The 22,296-nt window shown below is 67.0% G+C and carries 25 protein-coding genes; 17 read left to right on the plus strand and 8 right to left on the minus strand.

Annotated elements, in window-relative coordinates:
• Positions 1–19 precede the first annotated feature (19 nt).
• Genes FHW81_RS22490 through FHW81_RS22525 form a run of 8 tightly spaced genes read left to right on the plus strand, consistent with a single transcriptional unit; the run spans position 20 to position 9,340 of the window.
• Complete coding sequence (locus FHW81_RS22490) at positions 20–160, plus strand: hypothetical protein (protein WP_003087614.1); 141 nt, start codon at positions 20–22, stop codon at positions 158–160.
• Between the two features lie 17 nt (positions 161–177).
• Positions 178–1,371: a type VI secretion system-associated FHA domain protein TagH gene (tagH, locus tag FHW81_RS22495; RefSeq protein ID WP_060774253.1), complete on the plus strand. Its 1,194-nt coding sequence runs from the start codon at positions 178–180 to the stop codon at positions 1,369–1,371.
• A gap of 5 nt (positions 1,372–1,376) precedes the next feature.
• Complete coding sequence (gene tssJ / locus FHW81_RS22500; RefSeq protein WP_003114612.1) at positions 1,377–1,883, plus strand: type VI secretion system lipoprotein TssJ; 507 nt, start codon at positions 1,377–1,379, stop codon at positions 1,881–1,883.
• Positions 1,880–3,211: a type VI secretion system baseplate subunit TssK gene (gene tssK, locus FHW81_RS22505; protein ID WP_003097790.1), complete on the plus strand. Its 1,332-nt coding sequence runs from the start codon at positions 1,880–1,882 to the stop codon at positions 3,209–3,211. The genes tssJ and tssK overlap by 4 nt, the downstream gene beginning before the upstream one ends.
• Positions 3,212–3,213: 2 nt before the next feature.
• Entirely contained in the window at positions 3,214–4,083 is an 870-nt protein-coding gene (gene icmH / locus FHW81_RS22510) for a type IVB secretion system protein IcmH/DotU (protein WP_003087622.1), read from the plus strand.
• A 15-nt stretch (positions 4,084–4,098) separates the two neighbouring features.
• Positions 4,099–7,626 (plus strand): type VI secretion system membrane subunit TssM, encoded by a 3,528-nt coding sequence (gene tssM / locus FHW81_RS22515; RefSeq protein ID WP_003449977.1) that lies wholly within the window; start codon positions 4,099–4,101, stop codon positions 7,624–7,626.
• Positions 7,626–8,354, plus strand: a complete 729-nt coding sequence (locus FHW81_RS22520) for a PP2C family protein-serine/threonine phosphatase (protein ID WP_003087627.1) — start codon at positions 7,626–7,628, stop codon at positions 8,352–8,354. The genes tssM and FHW81_RS22520 overlap by 1 nt, the downstream gene beginning before the upstream one ends.
• Positions 8,351–9,340: a serine/threonine-protein kinase gene (locus FHW81_RS22525; RefSeq protein ID WP_003097784.1), complete on the plus strand. Its 990-nt coding sequence runs from the start codon at positions 8,351–8,353 to the stop codon at positions 9,338–9,340. Before FHW81_RS22520 ends, FHW81_RS22525 begins: the two co-directional genes overlap by 4 nt.
• A gap of 27 nt (positions 9,341–9,367) precedes the next feature.
• Here the strand turns inward: FHW81_RS22525 and FHW81_RS22530 are convergent, their stop codons facing one another.
• Positions 9,368–9,748, minus strand: coding sequence for a VOC family protein (locus FHW81_RS22530; RefSeq protein WP_003097780.1), 381 nt, complete (start codon positions 9,746–9,748; stop codon positions 9,368–9,370).
• A 245-nt stretch (positions 9,749–9,993) separates the two neighbouring features.
• On the opposite strand from FHW81_RS22530, the gene FHW81_RS22535 reads away from it, so the two are divergent.
• Positions 9,994–10,455 carry a bacteriohemerythrin gene (locus FHW81_RS22535; protein ID WP_003087637.1) on the plus strand — a complete coding sequence of 154 codons (462 nt, stop codon included), beginning with the start codon at positions 9,994–9,996 and terminating at the stop codon, positions 10,453–10,455.
• 64 nt (positions 10,456–10,519) lie between these two features.
• On the opposite strand, the gene folE is transcribed toward FHW81_RS22535, so the two are convergent.
• The 4 genes from folE to FHW81_RS22555 form a co-directional block, all read right to left on the minus strand.
• Complete coding sequence (folE, locus tag FHW81_RS22540) at positions 10,520–11,065, minus strand: GTP cyclohydrolase I FolE (RefSeq protein ID WP_003087639.1); 546 nt, start codon at positions 11,063–11,065, stop codon at positions 10,520–10,522.
• 77 nt (positions 11,066–11,142) lie between these two features.
• Positions 11,143–11,700 (minus strand): Smr/MutS family protein, encoded by a 558-nt coding sequence (locus tag FHW81_RS22545; RefSeq protein ID WP_003087642.1) that lies wholly within the window; start codon positions 11,698–11,700, stop codon positions 11,143–11,145.
• 56 nt (positions 11,701–11,756) lie between these two features.
• Positions 11,757–12,077, minus strand: coding sequence for a hypothetical protein (locus FHW81_RS22550; protein WP_003087644.1), 321 nt, complete (start codon positions 12,075–12,077; stop codon positions 11,757–11,759).
• 172 nt (positions 12,078–12,249) lie between these two features.
• A complete protein-coding gene (locus FHW81_RS22555) occupies positions 12,250–12,846 on the minus strand; it encodes a cysteine hydrolase family protein (RefSeq protein ID WP_003103179.1) in 597 nt (198 codons plus the stop codon).
• 170 nt (positions 12,847–13,016) lie between these two features.
• On the opposite strand from FHW81_RS22555, the gene prmB reads away from it, so the two are divergent.
• Positions 13,017–13,931, plus strand: a complete 915-nt coding sequence (gene prmB / locus FHW81_RS22560; protein ID WP_003087648.1) for a 50S ribosomal protein L3 N(5)-glutamine methyltransferase — start codon at positions 13,017–13,019, stop codon at positions 13,929–13,931.
• 24 nt (positions 13,932–13,955) lie between these two features.
• On the opposite strand, the gene FHW81_RS22565 is transcribed toward prmB, so the two are convergent.
• Complete coding sequence (locus FHW81_RS22565) at positions 13,956–14,735, minus strand: hypothetical protein (RefSeq protein WP_003087649.1); 780 nt, start codon at positions 14,733–14,735, stop codon at positions 13,956–13,958.
• Between the two features lie 77 nt (positions 14,736–14,812).
• Positions 14,813–15,796: an alpha/beta hydrolase gene (locus tag FHW81_RS22570; protein WP_004349090.1), complete on the minus strand. Its 984-nt coding sequence runs from the start codon at positions 15,794–15,796 to the stop codon at positions 14,813–14,815.
• 107 nt (positions 15,797–15,903) lie between these two features.
• On the opposite strand from FHW81_RS22570, the gene aroC reads away from it, so the two are divergent.
• The 6 genes from aroC to FHW81_RS22600 all read left to right on the plus strand — a co-directional run bounded on the left by aroC (position 15,904) and on the right by FHW81_RS22600 (position 20,335).
• A complete protein-coding gene (aroC, locus tag FHW81_RS22575) occupies positions 15,904–16,995 on the plus strand; it encodes a chorismate synthase (RefSeq protein ID WP_003087653.1) in 1,092 nt (363 codons plus the stop codon).
• Positions 16,996–17,038: 43 nt separating this feature from the next.
• Positions 17,039–18,190 carry an MFS transporter gene (locus tag FHW81_RS22580; RefSeq protein WP_003087654.1) on the plus strand — a complete coding sequence of 384 codons (1,152 nt, stop codon included), beginning with the start codon at positions 17,039–17,041 and terminating at the stop codon, positions 18,188–18,190.
• Entirely contained in the window at positions 18,187–18,804 is a 618-nt protein-coding gene (locus FHW81_RS22585) for a methylthioribulose 1-phosphate dehydratase (protein ID WP_003103182.1), read from the plus strand. Before FHW81_RS22580 ends, FHW81_RS22585 begins: the two co-directional genes overlap by 4 nt.
• Positions 18,801–19,346 (plus strand): 1,2-dihydroxy-3-keto-5-methylthiopentene dioxygenase, encoded by a 546-nt coding sequence (locus tag FHW81_RS22590; RefSeq protein WP_003087656.1) that lies wholly within the window; start codon positions 18,801–18,803, stop codon positions 19,344–19,346. The genes FHW81_RS22585 and FHW81_RS22590 overlap by 4 nt, the downstream gene beginning before the upstream one ends.
• A 71-nt stretch (positions 19,347–19,417) precedes the next feature.
• The gene (gene mtnC / locus FHW81_RS22595; protein ID WP_003103183.1) at positions 19,418–20,095 is read left to right on the plus strand and encodes an acireductone synthase; all 678 of its coding nucleotides are present in this window, start codon (positions 19,418–19,420) and stop codon (positions 20,093–20,095) included.
• A 48-nt stretch (positions 20,096–20,143) separates the two neighbouring features.
• Positions 20,144–20,335, plus strand: a complete 192-nt coding sequence (locus FHW81_RS22600) for a PLDc N-terminal domain-containing protein (protein WP_003103184.1) — start codon at positions 20,144–20,146, stop codon at positions 20,333–20,335.
• A gap of 15 nt (positions 20,336–20,350) precedes the next feature.
• On the opposite strand, the gene FHW81_RS22605 is transcribed toward FHW81_RS22600, so the two are convergent.
• Positions 20,351–21,244 carry a DNA-3-methyladenine glycosylase family protein gene (locus FHW81_RS22605; protein ID WP_003449989.1) on the minus strand — a complete coding sequence of 298 codons (894 nt, stop codon included), beginning with the start codon at positions 21,242–21,244 and terminating at the stop codon, positions 20,351–20,353.
• A 148-nt stretch (positions 21,245–21,392) separates the two neighbouring features.
• Here FHW81_RS22605 and speE point away from each other — a divergent pair, with 148 nt between their 5' ends.
• Positions 21,393–22,253, plus strand: coding sequence for a polyamine aminopropyltransferase (gene speE, locus FHW81_RS22610; protein WP_003103196.1), 861 nt, complete (start codon positions 21,393–21,395; stop codon positions 22,251–22,253).
• The last annotated feature ends 43 nt before the right edge of the window (positions 22,254–22,296 follow it).

A 22,296-nucleotide genomic window follows, 5' to 3' on the forward strand; every position in this document is an offset into this window, starting at 1 on the left:
CTTCCATGGAGACTCCCTGATGCCTGTTCGTCACTGGCCCGCCGTGCTTCTGGCCCTGGCCGTCCTCTGCGGCCTCGCCGGTTGCAGCGGCAACTACAAATTCAACGACGGCGACTATCGCCCGCTTGGCGATCCGCAGGCGGTCAATCGCGGCAAGTGACCGCAAGGAGCGATCTCATGGAACTGGTATTGGAAATGCTCAGCGCCAAGCAATTCGTACCGACGGAGCTATGCAGCAAGACCTTCGGCAGGAACGGCGGCCTCATCGGCCGCGGCGGTGAGTGCGATTGGGCGATTCCCGATCGCAAGCGGCACCTGTCCAAGCAGCATGCGCGGGTCAGCTATCGCAACGGCGCGTTCTACCTGACCGACACCAGCAGCAACGGCATCCGCGCCGGCAACGGCAGCCGCCTGCCGCATGGCGAGCCGCAGCGCATCGAGCAGGACAGCGTCTTCCTGCTCGGCGACTTCGAGATCCGCGCGCGGTTGCTGCGCGAGCCCGACGAGCTCGCCATGGACGTCGGGCGGCCGCAGCCGGCGGGCAGCATCATTCCGGACGATGCCTTCCTGGCCCTCGATCCGTTGCAGGCGCTCGACCAGGACGGTGCAGATGCCTACGAACTCGACGACCTGAGCGCGATCGCCCAGCCCAGTCATGAGGCCGGGGCGCGTGCGGACTACGCGCGGATCGACATGGAAAGCCTGGTCGTACCGGAGCTGGTGCCCGCCCCGGCGGCTCCGCAGGAACCCGTGGAAAGTCCGCCTCCGGAACGCGACGAAGCCTTCTGGCAGCGTTTCGGCCAGGCGCTCGGAGTGGACCTCGAAGGCCTCGACGGCGCTGCGCGCGAAGCGCTGGCGATCGACGCCGCCGGTTTGCTGCGGCAGTGCATCGGCGGCTTGCAGCAGAGCCTGCGGACCCGCAGCGAACTGAAGAACGAACTGCGCCTGTCGCTGAGCACATTGCGCGATACCGGCAAGAATCCCTTGCGCTTCAGCGCCGATGCCGGCGAGGCGCTGGGTCATCTGCTACGGGATAGCAAGCCTGGCCAGTTGAGTGGCGAACAGGCCGTCGCACGCAGTTTCCGCGACCTCCAGGCGCACCAGGTGGCGCTGCTCGGCGCCAGCCGGGCGGCGGTGCGCGCGACCCTCGAGCATTTCTCGCCGCAGCAGCTGGCCCTGCGTTTCGAGCGCGACGGTCGCCGGCCGTTGCTGGCCACCTCGGGCAGCCGCTGGCGTGCCTATGGTCGCTACCACCAGTCGCTATGCCAGGACGACGATTGGAGCGAGCGTCTGTTGGCGCGTGATTTCGCCCAGGCCTACGAAGAGCAGGTTCGCCTGATTTCCACCCTCTACACCGAGCACCAAGGATGATCGCCATGTCTCGTCGCCCGATCCCGCCAGCCAGGGCGCTGGCCATGCTCGCCGTCCTGGCGCTGCTGGCCGGCTGTTCCACGCTGTCGCCGTATTCCAGACTGACCAAGCTCGACCTCGCCCTGAGCGCCGGCGAGCGGGTCAATCCCGACCTCAATGGCCGGCCGTCGCCGGTGGTAGTGCGGCTGTTCGAGCTGAAACACCCGGTGGCGTTCGAGAACGCCGACTTCTTCAGCCTCTACGAACGTCCCAAGGAGACCCTGGACCCCGACCTGGTGACCAGCGAGGAGCTGGAGCTGCGTCCCGGCGAGCGGGTCGAACTCAAGCTCAGCGTGGAGGAGGGGAGCCGCTACGTGGGCGTGCTCGCCGCCTACCGCGATCTCGGCGAGGCAAGCTGGCGCTACGTGGTGCCGGTCACGGCGAAAGAGCTGACCCGGGTAGAGCTGAAGCTGGGCCAGAAGGGCATCCTGAATGCCGGCGAATTGCTCGGCAAGGCGGGTGACGCGCGATGAACGTGCACAAGATCGTCTGGCAGGAAGGCATGCTGCTGCGCCCGCAGCACCTGCAACACAACGACCGCTACTACGACAACCAGATGAAGGCCCGGACCCAGTTGCTGGGCAGCTACAACTGGGGCTTCCTCGCCCTGGAGCTGGACCGCCAGTTCCTCAACATGGGCAAGCTGGTGATCAGCCAGGCCTCCGGCGTATTGCCCGACGGCAGCCTGTTCGAACTCGGCGGCAACACCGAGCCGCTCGCCCTCGACGTGCCGCCCAATACCTCGAACGTGCCGATCTACCTGGCCCTGCCGCTGGTCACCGGCAACCACATCGAGGCGCGCCGGCCGGAGCAGGCCGAGGTCCTGGCGCGCTATACCGCCTACGACCTGGAGGTGGCGGACTCCAACGCCGGCGAGGATTCCATGGTGCAGGTCAGCTGCGCGCGGCCGGATTTTCGCCTGCTGCTCGGCGAGCAGCAGAGCGACCAGGCCTACGTCAAACTGAAGGTGGCGGTGGTGCTGGATACCACGCCGGACGGGGTGATCAGCCTCGACCCCGACTTCGTGCCGAGCTACCTCCACGCCCACGCATCCGCCTACCTGCTGTCCTGCCTGAAGGAGGTGATCAGCATGCTCGGCCATCGCGGCGACACCATCGCCGAGCGTATCCGGTCCAATGGCAAGGTCGGCGGCGCGGAGGTCGGCGATTTCATGATGCTGCAACTGATCAATCGCACCGAGTTGCTGCTGCGCCACTACCTGGGATTGGAGCAGGTGCATCCGGAGCAGTTGTACCGGGTGCTGCTGACCATGCTCGGCGACCTCGCCACCTTCGGCAGCGAGAGCAAGCGTCCGCGCCTGGACAGCCGTTACCAGCACAGCGACCAGGGCGCCAGCTTCCGCAGGCTGATGGAGGCGATCCGCCAGGTCCTGTCGATGGTGCTCGAGCAGCATGCCATCGAACTGCCTCTCCAGGCCCGCCAGTACGGCATCCTGGTCTCGCCCCTGCACGACCACAAGCTGCTCGGCAGCGCCTCGTTCGTGCTCGCCGCCAGTGCCAATTGCGAGTCGGAGGAACTGCGCCAGCGGCTGCCCGCGCATCTCAAGGTGGGTGCGGTCGAGCACATTCGCCAACTGGTCAACCTGCACCTGCCGGGGATCCGGGTCAAGCCGCTGCCGGTGGCGCCGCGGCAGATCCCGTTCCACTCCAACAAGACCTATTTCATTCTCGAACCCAACGCCGAGGACATGGCCCAGCTGGAGCGCTCCGGCGGTTTCGCGTTCCACGTATCCGGCGAGTTCTCCGAGCTTGAACTGAAATTCTGGGCCATCAGGAACTGAACATGATCAAGGAAAGGGAATACCACGAGGACGAGAAGACCGTCCTCCTCGATCACCAGGGACAGGTACCGGCCCAGGGGCCGCTGACCGATTTCGCCGAACCGCCGCGCTTCGAGCAGCTCGAGGAACGGATGATCTACGCGGCGCGCCTGCGTCCGGGCGAGGCCTTCAACGTCAGCCTGAACCCGCTGGTGGCGGCGGCTTCCGAACTGCTTTCGGAAGTGGTCCGGCTCAAGCACAGCACCGTGCTGGAGAACCTCGCGGCGCTCAAGGAGCGGTTGACCTCCGCCATGAAGCTCTTCGAATTCCGCGCCGTGCAGGATGGCGTGGAAAACAGCCAGGTCATGGCGGCGCGCTACGTGCTGTGCACGGTGGTCGACGAGGCGGTGGTGACCACCCCGTGGGGCAACGAAAGCGAATGGTCGAAGATCAGCCTGCTGAGCAGCTTCCATAACGAGACCTTCGGCGGCGAGAAGTTCTTCCAGTTGCTCGACCGGCTGTCGAAGAACCCGGTCAAGCACCTGCCGATGCTGGAGCTGATGTACCTCTGCCTTGCCCTCGGCTTCGAGGGCAAGTACCGGGTGATGGCTCGCGGCGTGCTTGACCTGGACGGTATTTCCGATGCGCTCTACCGGCAGATCCGCCAGTTGCGCGGCGACGTGCCGCGCGAACTGTCGCCGCACTGGCAGGGGCTCAGCGACCAGCGTCGCGGCCTGGTGCGGATCGTGCCCTGGTGGATGGTGGCGCTGTTCACCCTGGTCTGCCTGGTGGTGATGTATTCGGGATTCGCCTGGGTTCTCGGCGAACAACGCGACACGGTGCTGCAGCCTTACCAGTCGCTCGATGCGGCGGCAGGACAGCCCGGTTCGTAAACACAGGGACGCGAAATGAAAAACTTCTTCAAGAAAGTCGGCGCCTTCCTGCGCAAGACGTGGGTCTGGACGCTGTTGCTGGTACTCCTGGCGGCATTGCTGGTGTGGTTCGTCGGGCCGCTGCTGGCGGTCGCCGACTACAAGTTCTGGGAAAGCCCGACCTCGCGGTTGCTGAGCATCAGCCTGATGTTCCTGGTCTGGGGGCTGGCGATGGTCTTCGTCAGCTGGCGCGCCGGAGTGCGGCGCAAGGCCGTCGAGGACAGCGACGAGGGCCAGGAGCGCCTGCGCCGCGACGGTCTGATCGAAGACGAACAGAAGGAATTGCGCAGCCGCTTCAAGGACGCCTTGCGCACCCTGAAGACCTCCAGCCTGTACCGCGGCCGCAGCGAGCGCTGGCGCAACGAGCTGCCCTGGTACCTGCTGATCGGCCCGCAGGGAAGCGGCAAGACCAGCCTGCTGGACTTTTCCGGACTGGAATTCCCGATCAACCGGATCGACCGCAAGCTGACCCGCGACACCGCCGGCACGCGCTACTGCGACTGGTACTTCGCCGACCACGGCGTCCTGATCGACACCGCCGGGCGCTACCTGACCCAAGCCGACGGCGAGGTCGACGGGGGCGCCTGGGCGACCCTGCTCGGCCTGTTGCGCAAGCGCCGCCGCGCACGGCCGCTGAATGGCGTGATGGTGTCGATTCCGGTGGAAACGTTGCTCAGCGACGACGAGATGGCGCTGGATACGCTGGCTCGCCAGGTGCGTGCGCGCCTGCAGGAAATCCAGCAGACCCTGCACCTCGATCTGCCGGTCTACCTGGTGCTGAGCAAGGCCGACCAGTTGCTCGGCTTCGACGAGTTCTTCGACCAGTTGAGCCGCGAGGAGAGCGACCAGGTTCTGGGCACCAGCTTCGGCAAGGAGCAGAACGGCACCGATGTGACGGTCCTGCGCCAGGCGTTCGAGGACCTTCTGCGACGCCTGAACAGCCAGGTGATCATGCGCATCCACCAGGAGCGCGATACCCTGCGTCGCGGTCGCATCCTGGACTTCCCGCACCAGCTTGGCCAGATCGGCGAGCGGTTGTGCCTGTTCGTCGAACTCGCCTTCACCGGCAACCGCTACCAGCGCGCCAGCCGCCTGCGCGGCTTCTACCTGACCAGCGCGCCGCACCTGGCCCAGCAGCTGGACGAGGACACCGCCGGCATCGGCGCCAACCTGGGGATCGCCAGCGGCCTGTTGCCGACCCTGCGCAACGGGCGCTCGCGCTTCATCCATCACCTGCTGAGCCAGGTGATCTTCCCCGAGGCCAACCTGGCAGGTCTCGATCGCCGCGAACGCACGCGCATCCACTGGGGCCAGCGCGCCCTGTACGTCGGTTCGCTGGCGCTCCTTCTGCTATTCGGCCTGCTCTGGGCTGGCGGTTTCTCGGCCAACCACGAGCGCCTGGAGCGGCTACGCGAGCTGGCGCAGCAATGGACCCAGCAGCGCCAGGCGCTTGGCGAGCGCGATGACGCCATGGCGGCGCTGAAGACGCTGGATAGCAGCTATGCGGCGACCACCGTGTTTCCGCCCAAAGGGGAAGTCTCGCTGCACGAGCGCGCCGGGCTGTACCAGGGCAACGAGGTCAACCCGCCGCTGGCCGCGGCCTATCGCCGCGAGCTGGAGACGCAACTGCTGCCGCGCGTGGCGCGGATGCTCGAAGCGCAGATCCGCGGCAACATGCAGAATCGCGAACGCCTGCTCAACAGCCTGCGGGCCTACCTGATGCTGAATCTGCGCGAGCGCCGCGAGAACGGATGGCTCAAGGACTGGGTGGCTACCGACTGGTCGCAGCGCTATGCCGGCAACGGCACCGTGCAGAATGGCCTGAACACGCATTTCGCCCGTCTGCTCGAGCAACCGTTCAGCTATCCGCTGAACGAGACCCTGGTGGCCCAGGCACGCCAGGTGCTGCGCAGCGAGTCCCTGGCCAACGTGGTCTACCGGGTGCTGCGCGAACAGGCGCGAAGCCTGCCCGAGTATCGCTTCGGCCAGCACCTGGGGCCGCAGGCCGGTCTGTTCGTCGGCACCGACTACGTGATCCCGGGCTTCTACACCCAGCAGGGCTACCAGCAGTACTTCGTGGTCCAGGGCGCCAGCCTGGTCAACGACATCCTTCGCGACAACTGGGTCCTGGGCGAGGGCAGCGGGATCAGCGACATGGACCTGCGGCGCCTGATGGTCGAACTCGAGCAGTTGTATTTCCGCGACTACGCGAACTTCTGGAGCGAGGCGGTCGGACGCCTGGGCCTGCTGCCGTTCAACGATGCCGGCGAGGGCGCCGACCAGGTTTCCGGGCTGCTCGCCGCCAACTCGCCGATCCTCCAGTTGTTGCTGGAGGTCCGTGAGAACACCCGTTTCCCGGTCCTGGCGGAGAGCGCCGAGGCGCTGGCAGAGGCCAGCGACAAGGCCGCGGAAAAGGGCGGCAAGCTGGGCAAGGCGGCCGCCGCGGCGGCCGGCAAGGCCAGGGACGCGTTGGCGAAGAACCTGCCGGATACCGCGAAGAAGTCCCTGCAACGCCGCTTCGAGCCCCTGCATCGCCTGCTCGACGATAACAACGGCCCGGCGGCCGACCTCACCCCGCTGTTGCAGGCGCTCAACGAGTTGCAGTTGCAACTCGCCGGACTGGCGCGCGCCAGCCAGCCGGAGCAGGCGGCTTTCGACATGGCGAAGAGCCGCATGGGCGGCCAGCGCGATGCCCTGAGCAACCTGCGCAACGCCTCCGCGCGACTGCCGCGACCGCTCGGCGGATGGTTCAGCGTGCTGGCCGAAGACGCCTGGCGGCTGGTCCTCGGCGATGCCTACCTGTACCTCAACCAGCGCTACCAGAGCGAGCTGTACGGTTTCTACAGCAAGGCGATCAACAAGCGCTACCCGTTCAACGCGCACAGCGCCAGCGATGTCGCGGTCAGCGATTTCCGCGAGTTCTTCAAGGCGCAGGGCGTCGCCGAACGCTTCTTCGAAACCTACATGCGGCCCTTCGTCAGCGGCGACCCGGGCAGTTACCGCCTGCGCAGCGTGGACGGTTACAGCCTGCCGATGTCCAAGGTCTATCTCGACCAGATGGGCACGGCCCAGGTGATCCGCCAGAGCTTCTTCGCCGAGAACCCGGCCGAGCCACAGGTGCGCTTCCGCCTGGAGCCCTATACCCTCGATCCTGGCGTCAGCCGCGCCGAGTTCCGTTTCGACGGTCAGTCCATGGAGTACCGCCACGGCCCGATCGTGCCGATGTCGTTCAAGTGGCCCAGCGACGCCGACGGCGGCCGCACCAGCCTGGTGCTGGAGAAGATGGCCGGACGACCGGTGGGAATCGAACGCAATACCGGGCCCTGGTCGCTGTTCAGGCTGTTCGACCTGATGCAGACCGAGTACCTCAGCGGGCGTGACGTGATGGTGCTCAAGGCCGACCTGGGCGGCCTGCGCGCCAACTACCTGCTGCTCGCCCAGCGCACGCCGAATCCGTTCGATCTCGCGGTCCTGCGCAGCTTCCGCATGCCGGTGCAGCTCTGATGCAACGCACCGAGCCCTGGCGCAGCGCGGCACGCACGGATCGCGGCAAGGTCCGCGCGCGCAACGAGGATGCCTTCCTGGACTGCCCGGATCGCGGACTCTGGGCGGTCGCCGATGGCATGGGCGGGCACCAGGCCGGCGACCTGGCCAGCCGGATGATCGTCACCAGCCTGGCGGAACTGCCGGCCCGGGCGGGATTCGACGAGCGCCTGAACGCGATGCGCCAGTGCCTGCACTGGCTCAACCGGCGCCTGGGCGAGGAACTCACCCTCAGCGCCGAACGCGGCGACAGGATCATCGGCAGTACGGTGGTGGCGCTGGTCGTGGAGGGTTCGCGGGCGGCCTGCGTGTGGGTCGGCGACAGCCGCTGCTACCTGTGGCGCGGCCAGCGGCTGTACCAGCTGTCCCGCGACCACTCGCTGTTGCAGCGACTGGTCGACGAACGGCGGATGGATATCGAGCAGGCCCGCGCCTATCCCTCGGCGCGCGCGCTGACCCGTGCCGTCGGCGCCAGCGAACAACTGGTGCTGGACGTGTTGGAACTGGAGGTGCATCCCGGGGATGTCTTCCTGCTCTGCAGCGACGGGCTCTACGAAGAGCTGAGCGCCGATGCGCTGGGTCGCGCGTTGAGCCTGGCATCGCCGCAGGTGGCGGTGGAGCGGCTGTTCGACGGTGCCCTGAGCGGCGCCGCACGGGACAACCTGACGGCCGTGGTGATCCGCCAATGAACGAACCGCTGTCGTCGCTGGAGCTGCTGCCGGAGGAGGAGGGCGGCGCGAACCTGACCTATTTCGCCTTCGCCGCCCCGACCGCCTCGGCGCCGGACCTGCCGGCGGTGTTGCCCGGTCCGCTGCCGGACGTTCTTTCCGGGCGCTACCGTCTGGAGCGGATGCTCGGCGCCGGCGGCATGGGGACGGTCTACCGTGCCCGGGACCTGCTCCATGAGCAGTTCGGCGACCCGGCGCCGCTGGTAGCGCTGAAGCTGCTCAACGAGTCGGTCGCCGAGTCACCCGACGCCAGCGCCTTGCTCTATAGCGAGTTCGCCCTGACCCGGCGCTTGCGCCATCCGAACGTCGTGCGTCTGTTCACCTTCGACGTCGACACCGCATGCCAGCGCGCCTACATCGTCATGGAACTCATGCCTGGCCTGCCGCTCGACCGCCTGCTCTGCGAGCGTCCCGAAGGCCTGCCCTGGTCCGAGCTGAGCGCGATCGCCCGGCCGTTGCTGGATGTTCTGGCCTACGTCCACGAACAAGGAGTACTGCATGGCGACCTGAAGCCGAGCAACGTGATGCTCGGCGAAGAGGGCGTGCGGCTCTTCGACTTCGGCCTCGGCCAGGCGCAGGCAGGCATCCTGGATGGCCTGCCGCAGCTCAGCCGGGGCCGCATCGACGCCTGGACTCCGGGCTACGCCGCTCCCGAACTTCTCGAGGGCGCGCCATTGTCGCCGGCGGCCGACCTGTATGCGCTGGCCTGCGTCCTCTACGAACTGGCCGACGGTCGCCATCCGTTCCGCCGCCTGCCCTCGAACCAGGCCCGGGAGCAGGGGCTGGAGCGCCAGCTGCGCGCGCCCGGACACCTGCCTCGGCGCTGCTGGCCGGCGCTGCGTACCGCCCTGAGCCTCGACCCCGAACGGCGCTGCATCGGCGTCCGCGAATTGCAGGAAGCGCTGGGCGCGCGGCGTTCCTGGCTGGCCGGCGTTCTTGCCCGTTGAGCCGGCGGCGCTCGGTTTGCAGGACCTCTACGGCCGCTCTCCGCAAGCGCTCTGCAGGGCGATACGATTGCCTTCGCTGTCCCTGATCTCGGCGATGAACACGCCGTCGCCAAGCGGCGTCTTCGGGAAGAGGATTTCGCTGCCTTCGCCGAGGGCCCGGGCAATGACGGCATCCAGGTCCGCGACATTCAGGTAGATGATCGCCCCATGTAGCGTAGGCACGTAGACGTCGCCCTCGGCGAGTGCGCCGCTGGCACCGTCACGGCCTTCCTCGAAGGGGAAATGCGCCATTCTGCTTCCGTGCAGGGTGGCTACCTCGCCGAACGCCACTCCGAACACCGAGGCGTAGAAACGCATCGCCCTCCCCAGGTCGGACACCGGTATTTCCACGTGCGCGATCAGGTTCATTTCCTTCCTGTCCTGTCGGGACCACTGGTGACGCCGCTTTCCGGCGACGATGGCGGATGTTCAGCCGCGCGAAACCGAGCGGATCGAGCGGGCATGCCGCCGCGAGGGGGGCGAATGAATTCATGCGAAATTCATTAACATCTTGTCCCGCTTGACCGGCGTCAATACCCGTACTGCGTCACAAAAATACCCTGGCCCCAGGCCGTTCGGAAAGGCCGTTCGCTGTTCGCTTGGGGGAAGTCATCATGGCGCATCTGGTCTGGCAGGATGACCTGAATACCGGTATTCAGGTCATCGACAATCAACACAAACGCATCGTCGAGATGATCAATCACCTGCACGACGCCCAGCAAGGCAAGGAACACGCGGCGATCGCCGAGGTGATCGAGGAGCTGGTGGACTACACGCTGTCGCACTTCGCCTTCGAGGAAACTCTGATGGAGGATGCCGGCTACCAGTTTTCCCGGGCGCACAAGAAGATCCACGAGCTGTTCATCCGCCGGGTCTCCGAATACCGGGTGCGCTTCCAGGCCGGCGAGGATGTCGGCGATGAACTCAAGGGCTTGCTCTCGCGCTGGCTGTTCAACCACATCCGCAACGACGACGCCGGATATGTGGATGCGGTACGCCACAGCATGTCCGAACTGGTCAAGGACAAGAGCGAGGGTGGTTGGTTGTCGCGCTCGATGAAGCGCTTCTTCGGCTGATCGCCGGGGAAGGAAACGCAAAACCGGCCCAGTGGGGCCGGTTCTTTCGCCAGCGGACCTGGCCTCAGCGGATCAGGCTGAGGAATTCGCTGCGGGTGGCGGCGTTGTCGCGGAATTCGCCGAGCATCACCGAAGTGACCATGGACGAGTTCTGCTTCTCCACGCCGCGCATCATCATGCACATGTGCTGGGCCTGGATCACCACCGCGACGCCGAGGGCGCCGGTGACCTGCTGGACCGCCTCGGCGATCTGCCGGCTCATGTTCTCCTGGATCTGCAGGCGGCGGGCGTACATGTCGACGATCCGCGCGACCTTCGACAGGCCGAGCACCTTGCCGTTCGGGATATAGGCCACGTGGGCCTTGCCGATGAAGGGCAGCAGGTGGTGCTCGCAGAGCGAGTACAGCTCGATGTCCTTGACCAATACCATTTCGCTGTTGTCGGAGCTGAACAGGGCACCGTTGACGACTTCTTCCAGGCTCTGTTGGTAGCCGCGGCACAGGTACTTCATGGCCTTGGCGGCACGCTTGGGCGTGTCCAGCAGACCTTCGCGGTTAACGTCCTCGCCGAGCTGGGTGAGGATCGAGGAGTAGTGTTGTTCCAGGGACATGAGCGTTCCAGTCAGACGATTACCAGCGCGGAGGGTAGGACGTCGCCGGGCCGCTGGCAAGACTCGGCGCTTGCCGGCTACTCGTCGCGGCCTTCGAGCATGGTCCTGCGCAGCATCACGTAGACCGAGCCGGTGCCGCCGTGGCGTGGCAGGCAGGAGGTGAAACCGAGCACCTGCGGGTGTTGGCGCAACCAGGTATTGACGTGGCTTTTCACCAGCGGGCTGCGTCCGTCCTTGCGCGCGGCCTTGCCATGGGTCACGCGCACGCAGCGGATTTCCAGGCGGGTGGCCTCGGCAAGGAAGTCCCATAGCGTCTGCCGGGCCTTCTCCACGCTCATGCCGTGCAGGTCGAGGCTACCGTCGAAGGGCACCAGGCCCTGCTTGAGCTTGCGCAACTGGCTTTCCTGGACGCCGTCGCGGGCCCAGGACAGCTCGTCCTCGGGGCCGACGTCGATGACGAACTGGTCGGACAGGCCGTCGACGCGGATTTCGTCGTTGCGCACGCTGGCATTGAGCTGGCGCTGCTTGAGTTGCTGGCGGTCGTTGCGAGGTTTGCCGGTATCGGCTCGATCGACCGAGATGCGCTTGACGCCGCGCATCTCGCTCTTGAACAGGGAAAAGTCGTCGTCTTGCATGGGAGCCTCCGCGAAGCGGCGCAGTTTACCGGATCGGCCGGACGCCGGCAGCCCGCTCAGTCGCGCTTTTTCATCAGGTTCGGCGACAGGCTCAGGTCGCTGTTGCGGCGGCTGCGGCGGCGGCTGAAACGCCAGAAGAACACGCCGAGGCAGAGCGACAGCAGGCCAAGGGCCAGCAAGACGCCGCCAGCGGCGGGTTCGATATGCAGCATGCCGACAGCCGGCTGGCGGCCGATCAAGGCCGAGGTGCCGGCCAGCGACAGCAGCACGCCCAGGCTCGCCACCAGGGCCGCGAACGCCGCCGCCAGGCGCCAGCGCCAGACTCTCGGCCGGCGCGGGCGCAGCCGGCGCGCATCGAAACTATCGGACAACTTCATCCCGACTTCCTCGTGTGTCATCGGGGCTAGGACCGGAACCTTCCTGCCGGGTTCCCGGATTCCCGGGAGCCGTGGGCAAACCGTGCGCCACTCGTCTTCTCGCCGCAAGCCATGGCCCTGCAGGCAGACTAGTCCTCCGCAGGGCGGGACGGGAGGGCGGCTGGATGGGCGGTCAGAGCAGTTCCCGGGCCTGGGCGACGATCGCCGCGAAGTTGTCGCCGAGGGCGGCGATCTCGGCGCGTTGCAGATCCGCGGCGCTCAGGACCCCGCCGTTCAGGGTGGGTATGTCGCGGGTGGCGCAGGCGCTATCGGCGAGGGTGCAGCGGTAGCCGTAGTCCTTGGCCGCGCGCACGGTGGTGCTGACGCTGGAATGGGTCATGAAGCCGCAGACGATCAGGTCGAGACGGCCGTGGTTCTGCAGCAGGTCGTGCAGCTCGGTGCCGGAGAAGGCATTGGGCAGGCGTTTCTCCACGACTTTTTCCCCGGCTTCCGGTTGCAGTTCCGGGAGGAACTGGCCGCGCGGCCCTTGCGGATCGAACAGGCCGCCCTGGATACCCAGGTGGCGTACATGCACGATGGGCGTACCGCTGGCGCGGGCCGCCTGCACCAGCACGCCGATCTCCGCGGCGGCGGCGTCGAGGCCTGGCAGGCGCAGGGCGCCGCTGCGGTACTCTTCCTGGGCATCGATGATCAGCAAGGTGCTCTGCCGAAGGGGGGCTGGCGGGTAGCCGCGTCCGCTGATCTGCAAAAGGGTGAGCGGATGAGGCATGTCACTACTCCTGAGAAGGCACATGCCTTTCATTCTGGCCCCTATCGGCGAGCCTGTGAACCTTTGCCGCATGCGCACTAAAGTGGTATGGACTTCCCGCGCTGGAGGCCAGCTCCGGCGCGATCGGCTAGAATGTCGCCCTTTTGTGCGTTGCGAGGAGCAATTCCGTCATGTCCGAGTCCCGTCTGCTCACCCTGCGCGACTACATCCGCTGGGCTGTCAGCCGTTTCCACGCCGCCGGCCTGTTCTTCGGTCACGGCACCGACAATGCCTGGGACGAGGCGCGCCACCTGGTTCTGGGCTCCCTGCACCTTCCCTGGGAAATTTCTGACAGCTACCTGGATTGCCGCCTGGAAGACGATGAACGCGCCGAGTTGGCGGAGATCCTCCGGCGGCGCATCGAGGAACGGATTCCGGCGGCCTACCTGCTGGGCGAAGCCTGGTTCTGCGGGATTCCATTCAGCGTCGACGAACGCGTGCTGGTGCCGCGCTCGCCTATCGCCGAACTTATCGAACAGCGCTTCGCGCCCTGGCTGCCGGCCGAGCCGGCGCGAATCCTCGACCTCTGCACCGGTTCCGGCTGCATCGGCATCGCCTGCGCCTATGCGTTCGAGCAGGCGGAGGTGGTGCTCGCCGACCTGTCCTTCGATGCGCTGGAGGTGGCCAACGTCAATATCGAGCGCCACGACCTCGGCGAGCGGGTCTACACCGTCCAGGGCGACGGTTTCGCCGGGCTTCCCGGCCAGCGCTTCGACCTGATCGTGTCCAATCCGCCCTACGTGGATGCCGAGGATTTCGCCGACATGCCGGCGGAGTTCCATCATGAGCCTGAACTCGGCCTGGCCTGCGGCGACGACGGCCTGGACCTGGTGCGACGGATGCTCGCCGAGGCGGCCGACCACCTCAGCGAGAAAGGCCTGCTGATCGTCGAGGTGGGCAACAGCGAGGTCCATGTGCAGGCGCTGTATCCGGAAGTGGACTTCACCTGGCTGGAGTTCGAGCACGGCGGCCACGGGGTGTTCATGCTGTCCGCCGCGCAGTGCCGCGAGCACCGGGAACTGTTCCGTTCGCGCTTGGAAAAGTGATCGGAGGCGGCTGGTGCCGCCGGTTCAGTGAGTGGCGATCCAGATCAGCAGGCCGGCCTGGAACACCGCGAAGGCGGTCAGGCAGGCGATGGTGAAGCGCAAGCTGGTGTCGTCGCGGCGGTAGTGGTTGATGCGCTGTTCCAGTTGGCGGATCTCCGCATCCTGGGCCTGCAGGGTCTGCTCGGCCTGTTCCAGCATCGCCGCGGCGTCCAGCAGCGGCACGATCTGCACCTTGTCCTTGTGCCAATCGCTGTGCAGCTCACTGACCCGGCCGGCGCTGTAGCGGGCCTTGAGCAACCGCTGGTCCTCATAGCTGACGTCGAAGCCCTGGGCGCGGATGAAATGGTCGCGGCGCAGGCGTGCGTCTTCGGTCAGGCCATCCTTCAGCGCCAGTGCGCCGCCTTCCACCTTGTAGTGGGCCCAGCGTCGTTGCGCCCAGGCGATCGCCTGGGCCAGCAGGAAACGGCCCAGCCCGCGGTTCAAGGGTTCCAGGCTGAGCCCGGCGTCCGAACCGAAACGCACTTCCTTGTTGCGATGATCGGCCCAGACCTCCAGCAGGTTCTGCTCCTTGCGCAGCATCAGGCCTGGCACCTGGATGCTCAGGCGCAGCAGGCTCTGGTCCGCGCTGTGCCGTTCGACCCTGCCGAGCTGGACGAAGCGCAGGGGGCGGGCGCCGGTCGCGCGGTCGGTGGGCAGTGGCGCCAGGCGGAGCAGGCGGAAATGCTCCGGGGCCAGTTCGGCCCAGGGGTGCGGCGGTTTCTTCTCGGCTTCTTCTGCGGCCGGTTGGGTATCGCTATCGATCATCGGACATCCTCTGGCCGGCCGCCTTCACGGGCCGGCTTTCAGAACTTGTCGGCGCGGGAAGCGATTTCTGTAGCGGCTCAGCGGCCTTTTTCCGCCTCTGCGCCGCGCAGGATGAAGCGGCTGACCGCCTCGACCAGTTGCCGGGCCAGCGGCAGGTTCGGGTCGTTGTAGGCGGAAAGCTGCTGGAGACCGGTGCTCGGGGCGATCCGCAGGATGTGGTTCATGCCGTCGATGAGCACCAGTTGCGAGTCGGGCTTGGCTCGCTGGAGCGCCTCGGCGTCGGCGACGCCGACCTGGATGTCATTGCGGCCCTGGACGATCAGGGTCGGGATGCGCAGGCGGCCGAACGCGCGGGCCGGGTCTTCGCGGAACAGCGAGATCAGGTACGGCTGCACGCTGGGGCGGAGCAGGTTGGCGAGCGCCGGCGGGATATCGCCGCGGGTCTCCCCGGCCTTCAGCGAAGCCAGCACCGAGTCGGCCTGGCGCAGTTGCGCCGGCGGCAGGCGACCGCGCAGTTGCTCGCGCAACACCCGGTCGATGGGTTGGCCGCTGCCGGCGATGGCGATCAATTCCTCGGCCGGCGTGCGAGGCGCCGCCAGGCTGGCGATCAGCGCGCCTTCGCTATGGCCGACCAGGATCAGCCGGGAGAAGCGCGGGTCGCGGGCCAGCCGCTCGCTCCAGGCGACCACGTCGTCGACATAGACGCCGACGCTGAGGTCTTCCTCGCGCGGCGCCGCCGCCAGGCTGCGGGCGACTCCACGCTTGTCGTAGCGCACGCTGGCGATTCCGCGTTCGGCCAGGGCCTCGGCGAGACGCAACAGGTAGCGGTTGTTGCCGCCGAAGGGGTTGTTGCCGTCGCGGTCGGTGGGACCGGAGCCGGCGACCAGCAGGACCACCGGCGGCGGCACGGCGCTGCGCGGCAGCAGCAAGGAGCCGCGCAGCACGCCGTGCCCGGTGTCCAGGTCGTAGGGGCGGTGCAGGATGCTGTTGGGAGCGGCGTGGGCCAGGCTGGCGAGCAGGCAGAACAGGGCGAGGAGGGCGCGCGGCATGGAGGTCTTCATGGGCCGATGATAGCGCTTTGATCGCGTCCTCCGGGGAAGGTTCGCAGGCCCGTCCTTGACGGGTATACTCCGATGTCTTTCCCTCTCGTCCTCACGCGGAGCCTCGCATGTCCGGCAACACCTACGGCAAGCTCTTCACCGTCACCACCGCAGGCGAAAGCCACGGCCCGGCGCTGGTCGCCATCGTCGATGGGTGCCCCCCGGGGCTGGAACTGTCCGCCCGGGACCTGCAACGCGACCTCGACCGGCGCAAGCCCGGCACCAGCCGGCACACCACCCAGCGCCAGGAAGCCGACGAGGTGGAGATTCTTTCCGGGGTGTTCGAGGGCAAGACCACCGGCACGCCGATCGGCCTGCTGATCCGCAACACCGACCAGAAGTCCAAGGACTACTCGGCGATCAAGGACCTGTTCCGCCCGGCCCATGCCGACTACACCTACCACCACAAGTACGGCGTGCGCGACTACCGCGGCGGCGGCCGTTCCTCGGCGCGCGAGACCGCCATGCGCGTGGCCGCCGGGGCTATCGCCAAGAAATACCTGGCGGGCCTGGGCATCCAGGTGCGCGGCTACATGAGCCAGCTCGGGCCGATCGAGATTCCGTTCAGGAGCTGGGACAGCGTCGAGCAGAATGCCTTCTTCAGCCCCGACCCGGACAAGGTGCCGGAGCTGGAGGCCTACATGGACCAATTGCGCCGCGACCAGGATTCGGTCGGGGCGAAGATCACCGTGGTTGCCGAAGGCGTGCCGCCGGGCCTGGGCGAGCCGATCTTCGACCGCCTGGACGCCGAACTGGCGCATGCGCTGATGAGCATCAACGCGGTGAAGGGCGTGGAGATCGGCGCCGGCTTCGCCAGCATCGCCCAGCGCGGCACCGAGCACCGCGACGAACTGACCCCGCAAGGCTTCCTGTCGAACAATGCCGGCGGCATCCTCGGCGGGATCTCCTCCGGCCAGCCGATCGTCGCCCACCTGGCGCTGAAGCCGACCTCCAGCATCACCACTCCCGGGCGCTCGATCGATACCGCCGGCGAGCCGGTGGACATGATCACCAAGGGCCGTCACGACCCGTGCGTCGGCATCCGCGCCACGCCGATCGCCGAGGCGATGATGGCCATCGTCCTGCTCGACCAGTTGCTGCGCCAGCGTGGGCAGAACGCCGACGTGCGCGTCGACACGCCGGTCCTGCCGCAGCTGTGAGGGCTGTGGCAGGCAGCGATGCGGGACGGGTGAACGGCGGATCGTGACCAGCGCGGTTCCCTACTGGCGCCTGTCCAGCTTCTATTTCTTCTATTTCAGCCTGCTCGGCGCCACGGCGCCGTTCCTCGCCCTGTATTTCCATCACCTGGGCTTCCCCAGCCCGCGGATCGGCGAGCTGGTGGCGATTCCCATGCTGATGCGTTGCGTCGCGCCCAACCTGTGGGGCTGGCTGGGCGACCGCAGCGGCCAGCGCCTGGCTATCGTGCGCTTCGGCGCGGTATGCACGGCGCTGGGCTTCTCGCTGATCTTCGTCAGCCACAGCTACGCCTGGCTGGCCTTGGTGATGGCGTTGCACGCGTTCTTCTGGCACGCCGTGCTGCCGCAGTTCGAGGTCATCACCCTGGCCCACCTGCGCGAGCGCAGCGCCAGCTACAGCCGGATTCGCCTGTGGGGCTCGATCGGTTTCATCTGCACCGTGGTCGGTCTCGGCGCGCTGTTCGAGCGCCTGAGCCTGGATGTCTACCCGGCGACGCTGCTGGGTATCATGCTCGGCATCGTGCTGTGCAGCTGGTGGGTGCCCAATGCCCAGCCGGCCCATCGCGAACCGCGCGAAGGCGAGGGCGGCTTCCTCGCCCAGTTGCGCCAGCCGGGCGTGCTGGCGTTCTACCTGTGCGTGTGCCTGATGCAGCTGTCCCATGGGCCGTACTACACCTTCCTGACCCTGCACCTGGAATCGCTGGGCTACAGCCGGGCGCTGATCGGTCTGCTCTGGGCGCTGGGGGTGGTTGCCGAGGTCATGTTGTTCCTCGCCATGCCACGCCTGCTGCAACGTTTCAGCCTGCGCCAGGTGCTGGCCGCGAGCTTCCTGCTGGCGTCGCTGCGCTGGCTGCTTCTCGGCAACCTGGCCGACAGCCTGGCGCTGCTGGTCTTTGCCCAGACGCTGCATGCCGCCACCTTCGGCAGTTTTCATGCGGCTGCCATCCATTTCGTGCAACGTAGCTTCGGCCCGCGCCAGCAGGGCCAGGGCCAGGCCCTGTATGCTGCGCTGGCCGGTACCGGCGGAGCCCTGGGCGCGCTGTATTCCGGCTATAGCTGGAACAGCCTGGGCCCTGCCTGGACCTTCGCCATCGCCAGCCTGGCAGCCTTGCTGGCAGCCGCTATCATCAGTACCCGTTTGCAAGAGGTGCGGGCATGAACGACAACCGTGAACAGCTGACCCAGCAGATCATCGACGCCGGCCGGTTCCTCTACGGCCGCGGCTGGTCGCCGGCAACCAGCAGCAACTACTCCGCGCGCCTGGACGAACAGCGCGCGCTGCTCACCGTCTCGGGCAAGCACAAGGGCCAGTTGGGCTTCGACGACGTGCTGGCCACCGACCTGGCCGGCAACAGCCTGGAACCGGGCAAGAAACCCTCGGCGGAGACCCTCCTGCACACCCAGCTGTATGCCTGGAACCCGGCGATCGGCGCGGTGCTGCATACCCACTCGGTGAATGCCACCGTGCTTTCCCGCCTGGTCCGCGGCGACCGCCTGGTGCTGCAGGACTACGAACTGCAGAAGGCCTTCGCCGGGGTCACCACCCACGAAGGCCAGGTCGAGGTGCCGATCTTCGACAACGACCAGGACATCGCCCGCCTGGCCAGCCGTGTGCAGCCCTGGCTGGAGGCGCATCCGCACTGCCCGGGGTATTTGATCCGCGGCCACGGGCTGTACACTTGGGGCGCGCGCATGAGCGATGCCCTGCGTCAGGTGGAAGCTTTCGAGTTTCTGTTCGAGTGTGAACTGAAAGTACTGAGTCTGAGCCGATGAGCAGCCTTACCGTCTATCACGAGAACCAGCCGGAGCAGCCGCTGAAGCTGCTGACCCATGCCGAGGACATCGCTTCGACCCTGGCCGAGGTCGGCGTCCGTTTCGAACGCTGGGAAGCCGCCGCGCCGATCGCCGCCGGCGCCAGCCAGGACGAGGTGATCGCCGCCTACGCCCACGAGATCGAGCGGCTCAAGCGCGAGCGCGGCTACATCACCGTGGACGTGGTCAGCTTGAACAGCGACCACCCGCAGAAGGCCGAATTGCGCGCCAAGTTCCTCGACGAGCACCGCCATGGCGAAGACGAGGTGCGCTTCTTCGTCGCCGGGCGCGGCCTGTTCGTCCTGCATATCGAGGAGCATGTCTACGCCGTGCTCTGCGAGCGCAACGACCTTATCTCGGTGCCGGCCGGCACTCGCCACTGGTTCGACATGGGCGAGCACCCGCATTTCGTCGCCGTGCGCCTGTTCAACAACCCGGAGGGCTGGGTCGCCCAGTTCACCGGCGACGACATCGCCAGCCGCTTCCCCCTGCTGGAAGACTGAGCGAGGCACCGTCCCATCCGTCACCATCCGCGCCCCCGGTCCTGCCGGGGGCGGTTTCATCCGGAGTCCGCATGACCATCAAAGCCATCCTCACCGACATCGAAGGCACCACCAGCGCGGTCAGCTTCGTTTTCGACGTGCTGTTTCCCTATGCCGCCCGGCACCTGCCGGACTTCGTCCGCGAACACGCCGGAGAGACCGAGGTAGCCGCACAGTTGGCGGCGGTGCGTGCCGAGAGCGGTGAGGCGGACGCCGATGTCGAGCGGGTGATCGCGATCCTCCTGCAATGGATCGCCGAGGACCGCAAGGCGACGCCGCTGAAGGCCCTGCAAGGCATGGTCTGGGCCCAGGGCTACCGCGACGGTCAGTTGAAGGGCCACGTCTACCCGGACGCGGTGCAGGCGCTGCGCGAGTGGAAGGCCCGTGGGCTGGACCTGTACGTCTATTCCTCCGGCTCGATCCAGGCGCAGAAGCTGATCTTCGGCTGTTCCGAGGCCGGCGACCTGGGCTCGCTGTTTTCCGGCTACTTCGACACTACCAGCGGGCCGAAGCGGGAAAGCGCCTCCTATGCGCGGATCGCCGGGGCCATCGGCCTGCCGGCCGCGGAAATCCTTTTCCTTTCCGACGTGGTGCAGGAACTGGATGCCGCGCGCGACGCGGGCATGCGCACGCTCGGCCTGGCCCGCGAAGGCGGCAGCCTGGACGGCCATCCGACGGTGGCCAGCTTCGCCGACATCCTCGTGGAGTGAACGCGCCGGCTATCCTGAGGGAACACTCTTGCTCGGGAGCATCGCGCCATGGGTTCCACCCTCAGCGGGCTGATCAGCCTGGTCATCCTGGCCCTGGATATCTGGGCCATCGTCAACATCCTGAAAAGCGCTGCGGAAACCGGGATGAAGATCATCTGGGTCCTGGTGATCATCGTCCTGCCGGTGCTCGGCCTGATCATCTGGGCCATCGCCGGCCCGCGCGGCAACGTCAGGCTGTAGCCTCCCGCCGCGGCGTTAGCCGCCTGCGGCGTAGTGGTTCCACAGGTGGATCGCGGCGTAGGCGCGCCAAGGCCGCCAGGCCTCGGCGCGGGCCTTCAGGCTGCGCGCATCGATGCCTTGCGGTCCCCAGACCGTGGATTTCAGCAGGCCGAGGTCGGCGGCGGGGAAGGCGTCGGCTTCGCCCATGGCACGCAGGGCTATGTATTCGGCGGTCCAGGGGCCGATGCCGGGCAACGCGCAGAGGCGCTCCACCAGGGCCTCGGGGCCGTCTGCCAGGTCCAGGCTCAGCTCTCCCGAGGCGATCGCCGCGGCGAAGCGTTGCAGCGTCTGTACCCGCTTGCCGGGCATGCCGATGCCGTCGAGGTTGGCTTGCGCCAGCGCGGCGGGCGTCGGGAACAGGTGGCTGATGCCGTCGTAGCCGAGATCTTCCAGCGGCTCGCCGAGGCGCTGGATCAGGCGCCCGGTGATGGTCACCGCGGCCTTCACCGTGACCTGCTGGCCGACGATGGCGCGCACCGCCTGTTCGAAGGGATCGAAGGCCACCGGCAGGCGCAGTCCCGGATTGGCGGCCACCAGCGGGCCGAGCAGGGGATCCCCGGCGAAATGCCGGGCGATGGCGGCCGGGTCGCTGTCCAGGTCGAACATCCGGCGGACCCGTGCCTCGAGTTCGGCGGCCAGGGCATGGGCGGACGGGCTGAGGCTCAGCGCCAGGACCTGGCGTTCCGCCAGCGGTCGCACCTCGAACCAGGCCGGGCGACCGTTGGCCCGGAAGCTGCGGGCATAGTGGTCGTCACCCAGGCTTTCGACACCGGCGAGCAGGCGCAGGGCGAAATGCTGGTGGAACTGGCGCCATTCCCAGGGTGACTGGTAGGGCAGGTGCAGGACGAGGGGAGAGGTAGGCTGGCTCATGGGCAGACGATACCTGGCCGGCGCAGCCGGCGCCATCCGCCGGCGGGGTTCGACCTGTCATTGCCGCCAGCGTAGAATGCGCGCCTTTCTTCGCGGCGCGGGCAAGTCCCGCTGCCAGATTGCAGCCTTACCAGGGAGATCCCGGCCCATGAGCGATTATCAGGAAACTCTGTACCAGGGCTACGGCCAGCGCTTCAGCATCGACAACATGCTGCATGAGGTGCGCACCGAGCACCAGCACCTGGTGATTTTCGAAAACGCCCGGATGGGCCGGGTGATGGCGCTCGATGGAGTGATCCAGACCACCGAGGCCGACGAGTTCATCTACCACGAGATGCTCACCCACGTGCCGATCCTCGCCCACGGCGCGGCCCGGCGCGTGCTGATCATCGGCGGCGGCGACGGTGGCATGCTGCGCGAGGTGGCCAAGCACAAGAGCGTCGAGCGGATCACCATGGTCGAGATCGACGGCACCGTGGTCGACATGTGCAAGGAGTTCCTGCCCAACCACTCCCAGGGCGCCTTCGACGACCCGCGGCTGAACCTGGTGATCGACGACGGCATGCGCTTCGTGGCTACCACGGAAGAACGCTTCGACGTGATCATCTCCGACTCCACCGACCCGATCGGCCCTGGCGAGGTGCTGTTCTCCGAGAACTTCTACCAGGCCTGCCGGCGCTGCCTGAACGAGGGTGGCATCCTGGTCACCCAGAACGGCACGCCGTTCATGCAACTGGAGGAAGTGCGCACCACCGCCGCACGTACCGACGGGCTGTTCGCCGACTGGCATTTCTACCAGGCGGCGGTGCCGACCTATATCGGCGGCGCCATGACCTTCGCCTGGGGTTCGACCCGCGAAGGCCTGCGTCGCCTTCCGCTGGAAACGCTGCGCCAGCGCTTCCGCGACAGCGGCATCGCCACCCGCTACTACAACGCCGATATCCACCTGGGCGCGTTTGCTCTGCCGCAGTACGTGCTGCAGGCCATCGGCAAGCAGGACAACGACTGACGCTTCACCAAGAAGGGCCGCAAGGCCCTTTTTCATGCGTCGC

It is taken from the genome of Pseudomonas sp. RC10-4-2 (genome assembly GCF_050433085.1).
In the GTDB taxonomy this organism is placed as follows: Bacteria; Pseudomonadota; Gammaproteobacteria; order Pseudomonadales; family Pseudomonadaceae; genus Pseudomonas; species Pseudomonas aeruginosa.

Bases quoted from the DNA above. Each gene is read 5' to 3' on its own strand.
- prmB (WP_003087648.1), top strand. From the start codon at position 13,017: ATGTCCGAGTCCCGTCTGCTCACCCTGCGCGACTACATCCGCTGGGCT.
- mtnC (WP_003103183.1), top strand. From the start codon at position 19,418: ATGACCATCAAAGCCATCCTCACCGACATCGAAGGCACCACCAGCGCG.
- tssM (WP_003449977.1), top strand. From the start codon at position 4,099: ATGAAAAACTTCTTCAAGAAAGTCGGCGCCTTCCTGCGCAAGACGTGG.
- FHW81_RS22490 (WP_003087614.1), top strand. From the start codon at position 20: ATGCCTGTTCGTCACTGGCCCGCCGTGCTTCTGGCCCTGGCCGTCCTC.
- FHW81_RS22545 (WP_003087642.1), bottom strand. From the start codon at position 11,700: ATGCAAGACGACGACTTTTCCCTGTTCAAGAGCGAGATGCGCGGCGTC.
- FHW81_RS22555 (WP_003103179.1), bottom strand. From the start codon at position 12,846: ATGCCTCATCCGCTCACCCTTTTGCAGATCAGCGGACGCGGCTACCCG.
- speE (WP_003103196.1), top strand. From the start codon at position 21,393: ATGAGCGATTATCAGGAAACTCTGTACCAGGGCTACGGCCAGCGCTTC.
- FHW81_RS22535 (WP_003087637.1), top strand. From the start codon at position 9,994: ATGGCGCATCTGGTCTGGCAGGATGACCTGAATACCGGTATTCAGGTC.
- FHW81_RS22530 (WP_003097780.1), bottom strand. From the start codon at position 9,748: ATGAACCTGATCGCGCACGTGGAAATACCGGTGTCCGACCTGGGGAGG.
- FHW81_RS22590 (WP_003087656.1), top strand. From the start codon at position 18,801: ATGAGCAGCCTTACCGTCTATCACGAGAACCAGCCGGAGCAGCCGCTG.
- FHW81_RS22600 (WP_003103184.1), top strand. From the start codon at position 20,144: ATGGGTTCCACCCTCAGCGGGCTGATCAGCCTGGTCATCCTGGCCCTG.
- FHW81_RS22525 (WP_003097784.1), top strand. From the start codon at position 8,351: ATGAACGAACCGCTGTCGTCGCTGGAGCTGCTGCCGGAGGAGGAGGGC.
- tagH (WP_060774253.1), top strand. From the start codon at position 178: ATGGAACTGGTATTGGAAATGCTCAGCGCCAAGCAATTCGTACCGACG.
- FHW81_RS22605 (WP_003449989.1), bottom strand. From the start codon at position 21,244: ATGAGCCAGCCTACCTCTCCCCTCGTCCTGCACCTGCCCTACCAGTCA.
- aroC (WP_003087653.1), top strand. From the start codon at position 15,904: ATGTCCGGCAACACCTACGGCAAGCTCTTCACCGTCACCACCGCAGGC.
- tssJ (WP_003114612.1), top strand. From the start codon at position 1,377: ATGTCTCGTCGCCCGATCCCGCCAGCCAGGGCGCTGGCCATGCTCGCC.
- FHW81_RS22520 (WP_003087627.1), top strand. From the start codon at position 7,626: ATGCAACGCACCGAGCCCTGGCGCAGCGCGGCACGCACGGATCGCGGC.
- FHW81_RS22570 (WP_004349090.1), bottom strand. From the start codon at position 15,796: ATGAAGACCTCCATGCCGCGCGCCCTCCTCGCCCTGTTCTGCCTGCTC.
- folE (WP_003087639.1), bottom strand. From the start codon at position 11,065: ATGTCCCTGGAACAACACTACTCCTCGATCCTCACCCAGCTCGGCGAG.
- FHW81_RS22550 (WP_003087644.1), bottom strand. From the start codon at position 12,077: ATGAAGTTGTCCGATAGTTTCGATGCGCGCCGGCTGCGCCCGCGCCGG.
- tssK (WP_003097790.1), top strand. From the start codon at position 1,880: ATGAACGTGCACAAGATCGTCTGGCAGGAAGGCATGCTGCTGCGCCCG.
- icmH (WP_003087622.1), top strand. From the start codon at position 3,214: ATGATCAAGGAAAGGGAATACCACGAGGACGAGAAGACCGTCCTCCTC.
- FHW81_RS22585 (WP_003103182.1), top strand. From the start codon at position 18,187: ATGAACGACAACCGTGAACAGCTGACCCAGCAGATCATCGACGCCGGC.
- FHW81_RS22565 (WP_003087649.1), bottom strand. From the start codon at position 14,735: ATGATCGATAGCGATACCCAACCGGCCGCAGAAGAAGCCGAGAAGAAA.